The sequence below is a fragment of the Nodosilinea sp. LEGE 06152 genome (genome assembly GCF_015207525.1).
GTDB lineage: Bacteria > Cyanobacteriota > Cyanobacteriia > Phormidesmidales > Phormidesmidaceae > Nodosilinea.
In genome coordinates, this window is record NZ_JADEWR010000002.1 from 476,067 (window position 1) to 490,959 (window position 14,893).

Here is a 14,893-nt window from a genome sequence, read left to right on the forward strand (position 1 = left end):
GATGGGTAGGGGATGGATGCGATCGCTCCTGTGTTTTGGAGCGACCCTGCTGCTGGTGCTGGGCGGGCCGGGGGTGCTGCCGCTGCTGGCGAAAACGGACGGGGCAGCTGTGCCCGAAACGCCCGCCGCCGCAACCAAGCAGATTTTGCCTAGGGAAAACCCCAGCGAAAACCGGCCCCTGATTCCCCCACAGCGGGTGATTCCGGTTGACATTCAAAACCACTGGGCCAAAGACTGCATCACCGCCCTGGCTCAGTTGGGAATTGTTACCCCCGATCGCAGCGGCCTGTTCTACCCCGATGAAGCCATTCTCTGGGGCGACTACGTAGCTCTGCTGAACCAAATTAACCCGCCCRCCCAGCCGGGCAGCTGGGCCAACCCGCTGGAGCGAGCCCTGGGCCTGGAGACGGCCCCCACGGTAGCCGCCCACTACCCCGACCAGTACTTTCAGCGCGATCGCCCCCTGGTGCGGGCCGAGGGCATCATGGCGCTGGCAGCCAAGCTGGGAGCCAATTACGAGCTAGCCGCTAATACCACCATTAACGCCAGCCTAGAAGACGGTCGCCAGGTGCCCGAGTACGCCCGCGAAGGCGTTGCCGCCGCCCTCACCCAGGGCGTGGTGGTGAACTACCCTCAAGCTAACCGCCTCAACCCCACCCAACGGCTAACCCGGGGCGAAGCCGCTGCCCTGGTGTGCCGTGCGGCCTCAAACCCCACCCTGCGCCAGGCCATTGACCCCGCCTGGGTGGCCCAGGCCCAAGCGGCGGCGGTACCCTCGCCGCTGCGAGAACTGCGCGGCGTCTGGTTGACCAACATCGACAGCCAGGTGCTATTTTCAACCGAAGCGCTGCAGTCGGCGGTGAACCGTCTGGCCGACCTCAACTTCAACACGATCTATCCCGTCGTGTGGAACTACGGGCATACCCTCTACCCCAGCGCGACGGCCAAGCGCGAGCTGGGGGTGAGCCAGCACCTCTACGGCGACCTGCGCGCCCCCGGACCAGCCTCCGAGAGCGATCGCGACATGATGCGGGAGGCGATCGAGTTTGGCCACGCCCGAGGCATGGCGGTGGTGCCCTGGTTTGAGTTTGGTTTTATGGCCCCGGCCAACTACGAGCTGTACCGGCGCCATCCCGACTGGTTTACCCAAAAACAGGCCGCCTCGGTTTCGGCCCTGCCCAAAGCGGGGGCAAAACCCTCGGCGTCGGCCAAGCCTGATCCCCAAGAACAGCTCCAGGCCGGTGACCTGGCCCGCGAAAAACACCGGGCCGACCAGTGGCTTGCCCAGGTGGACGAGTTTCTGCCCGACGACGTGCCCCTGGCCGACCCCGGCATTTGGATGGAGGGCAACGTCATTCCGCGCCGCTGGATGAACCCTTTTCACCCCCAGGTGCAAAAGTTTCAGCTGGAGCTGATCAATGACCTGGTTACCAACTATGAAATTGATGGCTTTCAGTTTGACGACCACCTGGGCCTGCCGGTCGATTTTGGCTACGACCCCTTCACCATCAACCTCTACCGGGCCGAGCACGACGGTCGGGCTCCGTCGAATAACCCCCAAGATCCCGAATGGATGGCCTGGCGGGCCAATAAAATCTCCGACTTTCTAGGAGAAGTGTACAAGCTGGTCAAGGCCCGCCGCCCCAACGCGGTGGTGTCGATTTCGCCCAACCCCTACCCCTTTGCCTACGCCAACTACCTGCAAGACTGGCCCACCTGGGTGAATCGAGGCATTGTCGATGAGCTGGTGGTGCAGGTCTACCGCAGCGACCAAAACCGCTTTATGTGGGAAATGAACAAACCCTCTATGCAGGCCGCACGGCGCAAGATTCCGGTCAGCATCGGCATTCTCAGCGGGCTGCGGGCCGCCCCGGTGAAAATGGACTTTATTACTAACCAGATGGCGGCGGTGCGCGATCGCGCCTACGCGGGCATGTCGTTCTTCTTCTACGAGTCGCTGTGGATTTCGCCACCGCCCGAGACCGCCACCCAGCGGGTTGAGCAGCTCCAGCAGGTCTTTGCCAGCCAGGCGGGCCGCCCTGGTCGGTAGGCTACACCGAGTACAGCACCACATTCTCCTGCTCGTTGGGGTCGTTGCGGGCCACGATCGCCTGGGCGGGTTCGGTGTCGCTCAGGTTAGTGGGCTGGTGGGGCACCCCCGGTGGAATGTAGAGGAAGTCGCCCGCCTCGTTGACGACGGTTTTTTGCAGCCCTTTGCCATAGGCCGTTTTGACCCGGCCCTTGAGGATGAAGATGGCGGTTTCGTAGTCTTTGTGGAAGTGGGGTTCTGCGGTCGCCCCCGGCGGAATAATCACTAAATTCATCGATAGGCCCTGGGTACCGGCCGTAGCGGCAGAAATGCCGACAAAGTAGGGCAGTTTTTGCACTGTGGCGGTGTCGTGCTGGGGCCGCACGGTAACAATCTCGGCATCGGCTGGAGTCGAGGTAGCTGAATCAGCCATGGAAGTCTCCTTTAGAAGGTAAACCAGACGGGCAAGCCAACGTCAGTAAATCAGTAAACGGCAGGCTGATGAGAGCTTAGGTTTAACCATGCCGTCACCCTGGGCAAAATCTACTTCTAATGGTGAGGTGAAACGTCGTGGGGTAGCGAACTACCCTAAAGGTTGCCCAATCGGTCGGTCTGCGGCTTGAGCGGCACTAGAAACGTCAGTGCTGCGGTATGCACAACTAACAGTCTGGGGGGTGCCCCAAAAGATGCATCGAAAGATGCCCTGTAGGATGGTAGATACGTCTTAACCTTGAGCGATCGCTACCCGATGCCCCCCAAATATAGCCGACCTGACCAGCTACCAGACCAGCCCCCCGAAGGCATGAGTCCAGAAAAATATGCCCACCTCAGGGCCGAAGCCCAAGCACCCTACAAAGGCTTGCGCAAGTTTATCTATGGGGCCGTGGGGGCCTCGGGAGCGATCGGGGCCTTTGTCTTTTTCACCCAGCTTTTGGCTGGGCGGGATGTGAGCAGCGCATTGCCCAACCTGGCGGTGCAGCTGGGGGTAATTGCCCTGGTGGTGGTGCTATTTCGGTTAGAGAAAAAAGACTAGCGGGTTGTTATGGCGCTGATTACCGTGCGCCCCGAGGGGCTGTACTGCGAAAAAGGTGACTTCTACATCGACCCCTGGCGATCGGTGCAAACGGCGTTGATTACCCACGCCCACAGCGACCACGCCCGATCTGGCTCTGTGCAGTACCTGGCGACGGCTCAGTCGGAGGGCATTCTGCGCAGGCGGCTGGGGGACGATATTCAGCTGCAGGGGCTGACCTACGGCGATCGCATCAAGCTGGGGGAGACCTGGGTATCGTTTCATTCGGCAGGACACGTGCTGGGCTCGGCCCAAATTCGAGTCGAGCACAAAGACGAAGTGTGGGTGGTATCCGGCGACTATAAGCGCTGTGCCGACCCTTCCTGCACCCCCTTCGAGGTGGTGGCCTGCGACACGTTTATTACCGAGGCCACCTTTGGTTTGCCCATTTACCGCTGGGAGAGCGGTGCCGAGACGGTGCGCCGCATCTACGACTGGTGGCAGGCCGACCCGGAGCGGCCGTCAATTTTGTTTTGCTACGCCTTTGGCAAGGCCCAGCGGGTGCTGAGTGAGCTGACCAAGCTGACCAATCGCCCCGTCTACGTCCATGGTGCGATTCACGTGCTGACCGAAATTTACCGCGAGCAGGGGGTGGCCATGGTGCCGACGATCTGCACGTCCGAACTACCCCGCAGCCACGAATTTAGGGGTGAGCTAGTTCTTGCGCCCCCCTCGGGCCACCGCTCCACCTGGATGAAGCGCTTTAAGCGTCCGCAAACCGCCTTTGCCTCGGGCTGGATGGCGGTGCGCGGTGCACGGCGGCGGCGGGGCTATGAGCGCGGTTTTGTGCTCTCGGACCATGCCGACTGGCCAGGGCTAATTCAAACGGTGAAAGATACCGGCGCTAAAACGGTGTACGTCACCCACGGCCAGTCAGACGTGGTGTCGCGCTATCTGCAAGAATCGTTAAACCTGGAGGCAATGCCTCTAACCACCCTGTTTGCAGGAGAGGAAGACATCTAGATGGAAGCAACCCCCTGGCTCGATGCTGCGATGGGCGGACTGGCCCTGCTAATTTTGCTGGGGGGTCTGTGGATGCTCCTGAGCGGCGTGGGCGATATGGATCGGTGAGGGCGGTCGACCCAGGGCTTTGGTGTAGGTCACTAGCTTACTCGCGCCATAGAGAGCGGTGATTGCAAACATGCCCACCGCCACCCAGTTTTGCAGGTGCTGGGCAATCCACAGGCAGGCCAGAGTCAGGGCGATCGCATCTAAGCTCAGCACATCGAGGCGCGATCGCCAGCCTGCCGCCTGAATCGGTTGGGAAGCGGTCGGCTCCAGCCGCAGGGTCGCCACCAGGTTAAAGCTAATGACGCTGAGCAAAATGATCGCCATGCCCCAGCCCAGGTATCCGATCGCTGCGCCGTAAAACCCCACCAGCTGGCCCGCAACAGTCCAAATGACCACTTGCCTAAACCGTTTGAGACGCGGATCGCTTAGGCGCTGCTCCACCGCCTCAACATTTCGTAAGTCGACTCGGGCCATGTGGGCCTGCTCAAAGATGGCCAGCAACAGCGCGATCGCCAGCACCCGGTGGGGCCAGGGGTGAGGCTGCACCGCCTGGTAAAGTAGCCCCGCCGCCGCAGGCATAAACAGCGCCGCCGCCAGGGCAGGAGAAAATTTCATCGTCAATGCACCACCCGGTGGAGCGTTTCACCTGAACGGGTTCAAGCATACCGCCAGATCCAGCATTTATGCTTAGCCCCTGGGCCTATTTTTCATCCGGTTTACTCCAAAAAGGGAATTTTTAGCCATTATCGGTCTCAGCCACACTGGGCTGAGCCAGACGGCTGTGCCAGAGACGGTAGCTGCCATAGCCCACCGCCGCCAGCAGCGCCCAGTAGGGGCTAAAGGCTAGTAGCCACAGCCCTAGCTTTAGCCCGCTGACAGTAAAGGTTTTCACCGATTGAGTGGCGGCTTCCCAGGTGTTGCCCAAGGTTTCGCCCACGGGCCGCAGTGGGGTGACCTGAGTGACCGGGCTTTGCAAGACCAGGTCAATCTGCGAATAGGCCACCTGACGCTTGAGGTTTTGCTGCTGGGCGGCCATCCGCTCAATCGATTCGCGCACCGTACTAAGTTCCCGCGCCACCTCCAGCACGTGGGAAATTTCCCCCGATCGCTCCATAATTTGCAGCAGCGCTGATTCCGACTGGCGCAGATTCTTCAGTCGGGCTTCGAGATCCACCAGCTGGCTCGATACATCCTCGGCGGTAAGCGACTGCTGCTGCACGGTGCCAAGGGGGCGCAGGGCATTGAGCACCGGATCTAACTCCGCCTGAGGCACTCGCAGCGTCAGTGAGACCTGCTGGGCAGCCCCTTCAGGAGACCGGTGATCTTGCAGACTCAGCACATCTCCTTTAGCCTGCTGAACCGTAGTTCGCACCTGGTTTACAGCTGCGTCAATGTCGGTCAAGACCAGGGTGAGGCTGGCCTGCTTGACCAACTGGGGGGTGGGTTGGCCAATATCGCTGGGAACCGGCTCAATGATGCCGCTCTGCTTAGCCATGTCTGCAGCACCGGGTGCTACAGTCGAGGCGATCGCCTGGCTTTCAGCAGAAGGCGCAGCCCCGCCCATCGCCACATCGGCCTCGGTGGACATGGCCTCTTGCCTGAGCACAATTTCGGGTACCTCGGCACAGCCGCCAATGAGGGTGGCCCCCAGGGCGATCGCCAACAGGGCAGCACGATGGGTACGCAGTAGAGGTAATGCAGAGCGGGTCATGGGGTTGCCTCAGCCAAACTCGAATGGTCTTACTATCACCTGAACCCAGTAGGGCCAAGAGTGACGTTACCAATACTGAAACCAGAGGGAATGCTGGGGTCTGCCACTCCGCTAATACTTGATTTAAAATTTGAACCATACCAGGAGCATCTATGACCACAGCCCCCGATCGCGAGCCTACCTTAGCAGACATTGCCCAACAGCTGAGCGATCTACAGCGGGAGCTAGAGAGTAGTCGTCAAGACTTAAAAGCCGAAGTTCAACGTTGGGACGAGCGCTTCTTTCAGTTTCAGCGGGATAATCTAACCACGGCGCGCACCATCATTGTTACGGCGGGAAGTGTGGTAATTTTATCGCCGGTGCTCCAGGCCTTTGCTCCGGCAATTCAAACAGTAGTGTCTAGGCTGGCCGGGGTGGATGTCGCCCAGTAGTGCTGGGCAAGATGTTTAGGACAGGAGCGATCGCCCCAGTGCCAGACCCCATTACCGTCACCGTCAAGCTCTTTGCCATTTACCAGGAGGCCTACGGGGTAGCTGAGGTGCAGTGGCAGTTTCCTGCTGGGTCAACGGTAGGGGCAGTGCGCGATCGCGCCCTAGCCGAGCACCCTAAGCTAGAACCCTGGCGCGATCGCACTCGCCTAGGCCTCAACCTTCAGTTTGTTGCCGATGATACTCTGCTGCACGACGGCGACGAGGTGGTGCTGATCCCCCCCGTGAGCGGCGGCTAGCGCTAGTACAGGCGACCTAGCGCAAATTTCCTGTTTTGCAAAAAATACTTCAAAAAACGTTAGAGTCGCCGCATCCGGTGCAGGGCAGGCGATCCCCAATCTTTTTGTTTTTAAAGAATTGCAGAAAGCCCAAAAAGGTTCATCGCACTCCGGACATTTCCATACCCATAGCGTAGAGTAAATCGTATAGCCCCCACATCTAGCGTTTGTGTTGGAGCGCTCGCCATGGATTGGTTTCCTCGCCGTCACGCCGTTGTCTTAGCCCGCAGCAGCCCCGGTCGCCTCGCCTACCTCGAAAAAACGGGGGTTGTCGTACCCCAGCGCACGGGCCAGTCGCCTCGATTGGAGGTGCTTTACTCCTGGGAACAAATTCTGGAAATTCGAGCCATTAGTCGTCTGCGACAGCATTTATCGTTTCAAACCATTCGCAAAATTCTACAGTACTTTGACGACCACGGCGTCAGCCGCACCCTGCGCGACAAGCACCTGGTGATTAACCACCACGGGGTCAGCTGGGTACAGCCGGGTGCGATCGCTCCCCCCCAGGTGATTCATCTGGTCGGCCACGGGTGCAGCTTTATGGGGCAGTTTGTGCTGGCCCCCGTTGAGGCTGACGCGTCAGAGCTAGGGGTTGGCGGCGAAGCTGCTAGCCCTACTGCCCCTAAAGTAGTGAACATTGAGCATTTCAGGCAAAAGGTGCGCCCGCGCTAGCGCCGGTTTGGGGTTGGTAGACGTTTCCCAGCAGCCTGTAGGTATGTTTAGGGCAGCCATCCTGTTCACCACTCAAGCTATGAAAAAGCTTGAACGGCTTGGGAGTTATGCGTGCGATCGCCCTCTTGCCGGTGGGTCACCGCAGCAGTTGGCCTATTGTTTGAGAATTCCTGTGGAATAGCCATCCCGGCCGTTCACTCCTCACTCACCTGTTGCCAAAATTCAACCTATTGCTGAAAAGCCCCTGGATGAATTCACCCAGGGGCTTTTGCTTAGCTGACCAGTTCGCCGGTTTCCTGCAGCACGTGCAGGCGGTGGTAGATGCCGCCGTGGGCCAGCAGCTCCTCGTGGTTACCCACTTCGGCAATGCGGCCCTCCTCTAGCACTACAATCTTGTCGGCCTCGCGCACTGTACTGAGTCGGTGAGCGATAATCAGCGTGGTGCGGGTGCCGAGAATCGATCGCATCGCCAGCTGAATCGATCGCTCCGACTCGTAGTCGAGGCTAGAGGTGGCCTCGTCAAATACCAGCACGTCGGGGTTGACCAGCAGGGCGCGGGCAATGCCCAACCGCTGCCGCTGTCCGCCCGAGAGGCGTACCCCTCGTTCCCCCACCACGGTGTAGTATCCCTTGGGCAGACGGTGAATAAACTCATCCACCCGAGCAATGCGGCTGGCTTCATTCACCTGTTCCATAGTGGCGGTGGGGTTGCCGTACCTGAGGTTGTCGAGCAAGGTGCCGTTAAACACGTCCACTTCCTGGTGCACGATCGCCAGCCGCTTGCGGTACCCCGTCACATCTAGGTGGCGAATGTCTTCGCCATCGATCAAAATGCGGCCGCTGTGGGGGTCGAAGTAGCGAAACAGCAGCTTGACCAGGGTCGACTTACCGGAGCCAGAGCGCCCCACCAGCGCTACGGTTTGGCAGGGTTCGATCAGCAGATCGATACCTTGCAGCACCGGCTTTTGATCGTCGTAGCCAAAGCTTACCTGGTCAAAGTGCACCTTGCCGGTGAACTGGTAGGTGGGCAGGCTTTCCGGGGCATCGGTCAGATTTACCGCGTCAGCGCCCAGGGGCTCTTCCATAAACTCGTGGAAGTGCAGCATTGAGGCGTAGCGGCGGGCAAAGACTTCGGCCACTTCGCTAATCGGTTCTAGCTCCGAGTAGGCCATACTCGACACCGTCAGGGTGGTGATAAAGTGCCCCAGCGAGATGTGACCCTGCAGGGTCGCCAGCAGGGTCATCACCAGCAGGCCAAACACACAGCTTTGGATGATGAGATCCTGCCAGGTACCGAGAATGACGTAGCCCTTGTGGATAACGCGAATCACCACAGCAAACTCGCGCTGCAGGCGCTGACTCTGCCGCCGCAGCTCGTCACTCTCCGCCGCAAAGGCCTTCACCGTTTTGATGTTGGTGATGATCTCCGAGGTGCGGCTTTCGGTGTTCTCCATGTAGGTATCGAGGGCCTGCTCCTTTTTGTTCAGGCGAATCAGATCCTTCAGGCTGAAGCTAAGAATGCCGATAAACGACACCAAAAAGACCAGGGCAATACGCCAGTCAATCCACCAGATCAAGACAAAAATGCCGGTAATGCGTACCAGCTTGGGAATCAGCTGTCCGGCGATTTCGGGGTAGGTCCAGGTGTGGTTAGACAGTCCCCGCGCTACCCGCCCCGAGATCCGGCCGGGGTTGTTCAGGTCGTAGAAACCCAACGGCAGGGTGAGCAGCTTGCGAATTACCGTGTGGGTATGGTCGCGCCGGGTGCGCAGGGCAATATCCCAGTGGAACCAGTCGGCCAGCCAGGGCTGAATCGGGGCGCGGACCACGGTGGCGAAGAAGATAATGCCCAACAGGAGGGCGATGGTCAAGCCAGGCCCAGCCGGGTACCTCACCACGGCCGCTACCCAATCGACCACCCCCTGACTAAGGGGATCGATGGGCTGTTGGGAGAGCACGTTGAGAATTTGGCCAATACAGTAGGGCACCGCCAAATCTACTACCTGAAACAAGCTGCTGGCGGCAATGCTCCAGATCGCCGCTCGGCGGTAGCGACTGTAGTATCGAATGACCTGTCGAAAGGAAGCCATGACGGTAACCGTCCTGCGATCGAGTACATTGTAGTATACATACTACAACACAGGATTACAGATTCTGCAAGGCCTTCTTGATTGGCAGATCGGGTTAATGGCCCTGTTTGGCCACACGCTAGCTACTTGAGGCCAAACCCCAGCCAGACCAGCCATGCGAACTGGTGCAGCACAACAATTAGCCAAAACTCAAACTGATATGACGGCTTTATGCTCTTATGCCGCAGAACTCGCTGGGCGACATACCCACCCGGCCAGCCGCCAGCCAGCTCACAAACATGCAGCGTTTGTTCAGAGGTGCGCCATATTTTTTGCCTAGCGCGGGTTTTGTCGTCGGCGTATAAAACGAAAGTAAACACACTCATTACGGGGTAAAGCAACAGCGGCCAGTAGTTTCCAGTGACCCAGTTAAAATGGGTTGCCCCCGCCAAAGGCAGGCTCAACAGCAGCAGCAGCTTGACGAGCAGCAAAGCCAAGCCGGTTTTGGGGCCAGGCTTATCGCCAGGTCTAGGTTTCTTTAAAGGCGGCTCCGATCGCTTTTTTAAGCCCCGTATAGAAGCATTGACGGCACGGGTTTTGCCGTCCGAATTGGTTGTGCAGTAGTAATAAATAGTGTCATTAATGCGCGGGCGGCGGGGTGAGTCTTTTAGCTCAGAAATGTGTAGAAAAACTTCTTTACCCCCGTCATCGGGCTGAATAAAACCAAAGCCGCGATCGTCCTTCCATATTACTAGCTTGCCGCTGTATAAATCAGCATTCATAGTTGAACAATTTCATAGCTTCCCTCGTTAGCGCTACGGCTGCCCCTTTAATTAGGCTGAAACAGTATTAAAGGTGAATTTAAGCATTTAACATAGGCGGCATAATTTAGCTTCTTTAACCGCTCAATTCGAGCGTGGTACCAGCGCCAAAACTGCCTCAATCAGCTCAGCGACTTCCATGGGCTTGGGTAAGTGCTTTTGAAACCCGGCGGCAAAAATTTTTCGGCGGTCTACTTTAGTAGTGTAAGAGGTCAATGCGATCGCCGGTACCTGACCGACGTGGGGCATGTCTCGCAGCCGCTGCATCAGCATGTAGCCATCCATGCCGGGCATGCCAATATCACTCACCAAAACATCGGGCCGGGTTTCAGCGATCGCGACAATCGCGTCGGTAGCAGAAGATAAAGCCGTCACCTGAGCCCCATACTGCTGTAGCGTTGCGGTGATTAAATGGCGGCTGTCGGCATCGTCCTCAACAATCATGACGTGAATGTTGTGCAGGTCATCAAAGCCAGCCCGTTGGGGAAGGGGGAGAGGCTCCTCGACCGCGTTCAGCATCACCGGCAGCCGCACGGTAAAGTCGGCCCCCTGCCCCTCACCCAGGCTTTCGGCGTGAATAGTGCCGCTGTGCATTTCAACAATTTGATGGGCGATCGCAAGCCCCAGCCCCAGCCCGCCAAAGTCGCGGGTGGTGGTGCTATCGGCCTGTCTAAAGCGGTCAAAAACGTGGGGCAAAAAGGCTGGGTCAATCCCTTTGCCGGTGTCGCTAACGCAAAGTTCAGCCCAATCGTCAGCGTAGGCTAACCGCACCATCACCTGGCCACCCTCGGGGGTAAATTTCACCGCGTTAGACAGCAAGTTCCAAACGACCTGCTTAAGCCGGTTGGGGTCGCCCAGCACTTTTAAGGGAGCCGCATCTAGCTCAGCTTGAATCTGCACGCCCTTGGTCTCGCCCACGGAGCGCACCGTTTCGAGGGCATCGTCGATGATGGCGGGTAGCGAGGTGGGCAGACTATTTAAGATCAGCTTGCCGCGCAAAATGCGCGAGACATCCAGCAGATCGTCAATCAGCTGAGACTGCTGGCGGGCGTTACGCTCAATGGTTTCGAGGGCGTATTCGGTCTTGGCTTCGCTTAGCTGAGTGGTGCGCAGCAGCTTGGCCCAGCCCAAAATTGGATTGAGGGGCGACCTGAGTTCGTGGGAGAGCACCGCCAAAAACTCGTCCTTGATGCGGTTGGCGTTCTCAGCGGCTTCGCGAGCCACGCGTTCTTGTTCGAGCAGCCGGGCGCGCTGGTCTTCGAGGTGCTTTTTGTCGTCTACATCGGTAATGGTGCCCACCCAGCGGGTAACTTCGCCGCTGCTGTCCTGCACCGGCAGCCCGCGATTGATAAACCAGCGGTAAACGCCGTCATGGCGACGAATGCGCTGCTCGAGGTCAAACGCTTCGCCCTTTTCTAGGGCCTGCTGCCAAAGCTCCATCGCGCGCTGCTGCTCATCGGGATGCACCGTCTGCGTGCCGGCCGTGCCCAAGGCGGTATTCCTGGGCAGGCCAGTGTAGTCGTACCAGCGCTGATTCCAGTACTTCACGCCGGTTCGATCGGCCATCCAAACCATTTGGGGCATGGCCTCAGCCAGCACCCGGTAGCGTGCTTCACTCTCTCGCAGGGCATCTTCGGCCTGCCTGCGAGCCGTGATATCAATGCCAACCATTGTCACAATCCAGCAGTTTTGGGCCTCATCTCGGCGAGAGGTGAGGCTGTCTGCTATCCACCGCACCGTTTCATCTTTGTGCAAAAACCGATACTCCACCGTGATCGGCCGCTGCTCAAACACAGCCGCAAACATCGCCTCGGCATTCGCCGCCCAGTCCTCAGCAAAGGTGCGGGCCATCCAAAGCTCGGGGGTCAGCTCGTCTAGGGTATAGCCAGTCAGGGCTTCGCACCCCACCGAGCGGTAGTCTAAAACGTAGGTGCGGTCGGCAAAAAAGCGGCACCGAGCAATGGAGGCGGGGGCCGTATCGAGCAAACTGTCGAGCTGGTCCTGGGAAGCTTGCAGGGCTTGCTCTAGCGTCTTGCGATCGCCAATGTCAACCCGCAGCAGCGACACCCCATCGCCAAACGGGTAGACCCTATTTTCGAGCCAGCGCCCCTCGTCGGCGCAAAACAGCTCAAAGCTAGTGGCGGTTTGCGCCTCGACCGCCCCGTGCAGCTTCTGGTAAAACGGCGTGGCCACCGCCTGGGGAAACACCTCCCAAATCGATCGCCCCAGCAGAGCCTGCCGAGGGGTGTGCAGGGCGGTGACGGCGCGATCGTTGACGTAGGTAAAACACCAGTTTGAGTCAAACATCATGAACTCATCGCTGATGCTGGTTAAAACATTCTCCAAACTCCTGGCAATCGTCTGAGCCTCTGCCCGCAGGGTCCGCTCGCGGCGCTCACCCAAAATCTTTTGCGTTGTCTCATTGATGGCAATAAAAATGCCGCCCACCCGGTTCGACTCATCCCAAATGGGCGTATAGGAAAAGGTGAAATACCCCTCCTCAGGCTGACCGTTGCGGTTTAAAACCAGAGGCTGATCCTCAGACCAGGTGGCTTCGCCGGTTGCCATCACCCGATCGAGCAGCGGCCCCGCAAAATCCCACACCTCCCGCCAGCAGTCGGCCCCTCGCTGGCCAATGCCTGTGGGATGCTTATTGCCCGCGATCGGAATGTAAGCATCGTTATAAAACTGAATGTATTCAGATCCCCACAAAATCTGCATGGGAAACTTGGAAGCAAGCAAAATTTGCAGCGCCACCTTAAGACTCTGCGACCATCCTTCGATTGGCCCCAGTGGGGTATCCGCCCAGTTAAATGCCTGAATGAGCGATCCAGTTTTTCCTCCATTGCGCAGGAAGATTAACTTGTTGGATGATGTCATCTTGTGAACTGCAGCGGCTTTGAGGTTTGCAGGTTGGCAAGATAGAAGGCGGCGATCGCGCTTCGACTTGTAGTGATTATTGTAGAGATTCAGCCCGCTCTATAGAGCCACCCGTAGTTAGCACAGGCTTACTACAGACAAACTATACCCAGCTTAGAGAATCCTGCTCACCAACCGAATGGCTAGATTACAGTGCTCAAATTAACTATTGTTTTACTGCATCAAGAATTACAACACCTATCTCAACCATCACCACGGTTATCGAGTGCGGCCTCTCCTGTCGTCCTTTTTTTAACCTTAAAGAGAATCGGGAAAAAGTCTTTGCTCAGGATAGTAAGCCCAAATCTCTCACGTCCTGCGCATACCATTGAGATTGATTTTATAGACGCTTGTTAATAATCGATAGTCTATCGCAATCCTCCGGGCCTATCTGCCTCTTCCCAACGGCCGCTGCTCAACCGCCCCCGTCTCAGCAGCGAGGTAGGGTGCAGGGGGGCGAAGAAAGCTATATGCTTTAGAACCCCACTGAGCTGGATTAACCCTGGCCTCCAAACGCTCTAAAAGCGACCCCCCAAAGATATTTAGAGATATTTAGATGCCCGCTGGCCCGATTCGGTTACTGCTAGTAGAAGACTCGCCCGTTGCCCTAGCTCTTTTGCAGCGCATTTTTCGAGATGCCCCCGATATGGAAGTAGTCGGTGTGGCCCGCAATGGTCAGGAGGCGCTAGACATCATACCGACGGTCAAGCCCACCCTAATTTGCACCGATTTACACATGCCCAAGATGAACGGGCTAGAGCTGACCGAGGAGGTGATGGCCCGTTTTCCCTGCCCCATCCTAGTGATCAGCGCCTCAGTGCAGCCAGAGGACACCCAGACTGTATTCCGTATTCTAGAGGCTGGAGCGCTCGATATTTTTCCCAAACCCCGTACTGGCCTGGCCTCAGAGTACGAAAAGGCCAAAGCCAATCTACTGGCCAAAGTTCGAGTGCTGGCAGGGGTAACGGTCTTTACCCATCGGCGGCGCAGTGCTGCCGCTGCCGCGCTGTCCCTGCCCCCTCAGCCAGCGGTTCGCCCCATCGATATCCGCACCCCTCGGCTACTGGCGATCGGGGCCTCAACCGGCGGACCCCAGGCGCTGCTGGCCATTCTGCAGCCGTTGCCCAAAACGTTTCCGGTCCCGATTATCTGTGTGCAGCACATCAGCAGCGGGTTTTTGCGGGGGCTAGTCGACTGGCTCGACAGCAGCTGCGCCCTGCGCGTGACCATTGCCAACCCTGGCGATACGCCGCAGCCCGGCGTGGTGTATTTTCCCCCCGAGCAGCACCACCTGGAGATCAATGCCAGGGGGCAAATAGTGCTCTCCCAGGGTACGCCAGTGGCCGGGCACTGCCCCTCGGTAACGGTGATGTTTAAATCGGTGGCGGCCCACTACCGGCGGCAGGCAGTGGGGGTACTGCTGACGGGGATGGGGCGAGACGGGGCCGATGGGCTGCAGTCCCTCGCCCAGGCGGGGGGCCTTACCATTGCCCAAGATGAAGCCAGCTGCGTGGTGTTTGGTATGCCTAAGGAGGCGATCGCCCTGGGGGCCGCCCAGCGGGTACTGCCGCTGAGCGCGATCGCACCCTACCTGCTGAGCCAGGCCTTTCTAACCCTGCCTGGATAGATCGGCGGTCTACCGGTGAAGGCGATCGCAGGACAGGTCTAACAGCGTAGTTTCACCAGGGGTCTGAGGAAATTACGCAACTATGTAAATAAGTGTTAATAAGCCCTCCTTTTGGGGAAAGTTGAGTGCGAGCTAGGCTTCCATCGCACCGTCCTGGGTGCGGGTGCAGAGTCTAATTCAGGGTCTACTCGCTTCA

The 14,893-nt window shown here is 58.3% G+C and carries 13 protein-coding genes; 7 read left to right on the forward strand and 6 right to left on the reverse strand.

Going from position 1 to position 14,893, the window contains the following annotated elements:
- Position 1: 1 nt before the first annotated feature.
- Positions 2 to 2,050, forward strand: coding sequence for a family 10 glycosylhydrolase (locus tag IQ265_RS04540; RefSeq protein ID WP_194051002.1), 2,049 nt, complete (start codon positions 2 to 4; stop codon positions 2,048 to 2,050).
- Between the two features lies 1 nt (position 2,051).
- Here the strand turns inward: IQ265_RS04540 and IQ265_RS04545 are convergent, their stop codons facing one another.
- A complete protein-coding gene (locus tag IQ265_RS04545; RefSeq protein ID WP_194051004.1) occupies positions 2,052 to 2,462 on the reverse strand; it encodes a cupin domain-containing protein in 411 nt (136 codons plus the stop codon).
- Positions 2,463 to 2,777: 315 nt separating this feature from the next.
- Between IQ265_RS04545 and IQ265_RS04550 the strand changes: the two genes are divergently transcribed.
- Positions 2,778 to 3,062, forward strand: coding sequence for a DUF3493 domain-containing protein (locus IQ265_RS04550; RefSeq protein ID WP_194051006.1), 285 nt, complete (start codon positions 2,778 to 2,780; stop codon positions 3,060 to 3,062).
- Between the two features lie 9 nt (positions 3,063 to 3,071).
- On the forward strand, positions 3,072 to 4,064 hold the full coding sequence (locus IQ265_RS04555; RefSeq protein WP_194051008.1) for a ligase-associated DNA damage response exonuclease: 993 nt from the start codon (positions 3,072 to 3,074) through the stop codon (positions 4,062 to 4,064).
- A gap of 48 nt (positions 4,065 to 4,112) precedes the next feature.
- On the opposite strand, the gene IQ265_RS04560 is transcribed toward IQ265_RS04555, so the two are convergent.
- Positions 4,113 to 4,727 carry a hypothetical protein gene (locus tag IQ265_RS04560; protein ID WP_194051010.1) on the reverse strand — a complete coding sequence of 205 codons (615 nt, stop codon included), beginning with the start codon at positions 4,725 to 4,727 and terminating at the stop codon, positions 4,113 to 4,115.
- Positions 4,728 to 4,848: 121 nt separating this feature from the next.
- Positions 4,849 to 5,823 (reverse strand): DUF4349 domain-containing protein, encoded by a 975-nt coding sequence (locus IQ265_RS04565; RefSeq protein WP_194051012.1) that lies wholly within the window; start codon positions 5,821 to 5,823, stop codon positions 4,849 to 4,851.
- Positions 5,824 to 5,975: 152 nt separating this feature from the next.
- Between IQ265_RS04565 and IQ265_RS04570 the strand changes: the two genes are divergently transcribed.
- From IQ265_RS04570 to IQ265_RS04580, 3 genes are all read left to right on the forward strand, one after another.
- A complete protein-coding gene (locus IQ265_RS04570) occupies positions 5,976 to 6,254 on the forward strand; it encodes a hypothetical protein (protein ID WP_194051014.1) in 279 nt (92 codons plus the stop codon).
- Positions 6,255 to 6,265: 11 nt separating this feature from the next.
- Positions 6,266 to 6,550: a MoaD/ThiS family protein gene (locus IQ265_RS04575; RefSeq protein ID WP_194051016.1), complete on the forward strand. Its 285-nt coding sequence runs from the start codon at positions 6,266 to 6,268 to the stop codon at positions 6,548 to 6,550.
- A gap of 225 nt (positions 6,551 to 6,775) precedes the next feature.
- Complete coding sequence (locus tag IQ265_RS04580; protein ID WP_194051018.1) at positions 6,776 to 7,261, forward strand: hypothetical protein; 486 nt, start codon at positions 6,776 to 6,778, stop codon at positions 7,259 to 7,261.
- 272 nt (positions 7,262 to 7,533) lie between these two features.
- Here the strand turns inward: IQ265_RS04580 and IQ265_RS04585 are convergent, their stop codons facing one another.
- The 3 genes from IQ265_RS04585 to IQ265_RS04595 all read right to left on the reverse strand — a co-directional run bounded on the left by IQ265_RS04585 (position 7,534) and on the right by IQ265_RS04595 (position 13,031).
- The gene (locus IQ265_RS04585) at positions 7,534 to 9,351 is read right to left on the reverse strand and encodes an ABC transporter ATP-binding protein (RefSeq protein ID WP_194051020.1); all 1,818 of its coding nucleotides are present in this window, start codon (positions 9,349 to 9,351) and stop codon (positions 7,534 to 7,536) included.
- A 122-nt stretch (positions 9,352 to 9,473) separates the two neighbouring features.
- On the reverse strand, positions 9,474 to 10,112 hold the full coding sequence (locus IQ265_RS04590) for a DUF1294 domain-containing protein (protein WP_194051022.1): 639 nt from the start codon (positions 10,110 to 10,112) through the stop codon (positions 9,474 to 9,476).
- Between the two features lie 123 nt (positions 10,113 to 10,235).
- Positions 10,236 to 13,031 carry a PAS domain-containing protein gene (locus IQ265_RS04595; RefSeq protein WP_194051024.1) on the reverse strand — a complete coding sequence of 932 codons (2,796 nt, stop codon included), beginning with the start codon at positions 13,029 to 13,031 and terminating at the stop codon, positions 10,236 to 10,238.
- A gap of 595 nt (positions 13,032 to 13,626) precedes the next feature.
- Between IQ265_RS04595 and cheB the strand changes: the two genes are divergently transcribed.
- Positions 13,627 to 14,697 (forward strand): chemotaxis-specific protein-glutamate methyltransferase CheB, encoded by a 1,071-nt coding sequence (gene cheB, locus IQ265_RS04600; RefSeq protein WP_194051026.1) that lies wholly within the window; start codon positions 13,627 to 13,629, stop codon positions 14,695 to 14,697.
- Positions 14,698 to 14,893: the final 196 nt, after the last annotated feature.

Excerpts from the sequence above, each read along its gene's own strand:
- IQ265_RS04545 (WP_194051004.1), bottom strand. The coding sequence starts at position 2,462 with ATGGCTGATTCAGCTACCTCGACTCCAGCCGATGCCGAGATTGTTACC.
- IQ265_RS04550 (WP_194051006.1), top strand. The coding sequence starts at position 2,778 with ATGCCCCCCAAATATAGCCGACCTGACCAGCTACCAGACCAGCCCCCC.
- IQ265_RS04555 (WP_194051008.1), top strand. The coding sequence starts at position 3,072 with ATGGCGCTGATTACCGTGCGCCCCGAGGGGCTGTACTGCGAAAAAGGT.
- IQ265_RS04560 (WP_194051010.1), bottom strand. The coding sequence starts at position 4,727 with ATGAAATTTTCTCCTGCCCTGGCGGCGGCGCTGTTTATGCCTGCGGCG.
- IQ265_RS04565 (WP_194051012.1), bottom strand. The coding sequence starts at position 5,823 with ATGACCCGCTCTGCATTACCTCTACTGCGTACCCATCGTGCTGCCCTG.
- IQ265_RS04570 (WP_194051014.1), top strand. The coding sequence starts at position 5,976 with ATGACCACAGCCCCCGATCGCGAGCCTACCTTAGCAGACATTGCCCAA.
- IQ265_RS04575 (WP_194051016.1), top strand. The coding sequence starts at position 6,266 with ATGTTTAGGACAGGAGCGATCGCCCCAGTGCCAGACCCCATTACCGTC.
- IQ265_RS04580 (WP_194051018.1), top strand. The coding sequence starts at position 6,776 with ATGGATTGGTTTCCTCGCCGTCACGCCGTTGTCTTAGCCCGCAGCAGC.
- IQ265_RS04585 (WP_194051020.1), bottom strand. The coding sequence starts at position 9,351 with ATGGCTTCCTTTCGACAGGTCATTCGATACTACAGTCGCTACCGCCGA.
- IQ265_RS04590 (WP_194051022.1), bottom strand. The coding sequence starts at position 10,112 with ATGAATGCTGATTTATACAGCGGCAAGCTAGTAATATGGAAGGACGAT.
- IQ265_RS04595 (WP_194051024.1), bottom strand. The coding sequence starts at position 13,031 with ATGACATCATCCAACAAGTTAATCTTCCTGCGCAATGGAGGAAAAACT.
- cheB (WP_194051026.1), top strand. The coding sequence starts at position 13,627 with ATGCCCGCTGGCCCGATTCGGTTACTGCTAGTAGAAGACTCGCCCGTT.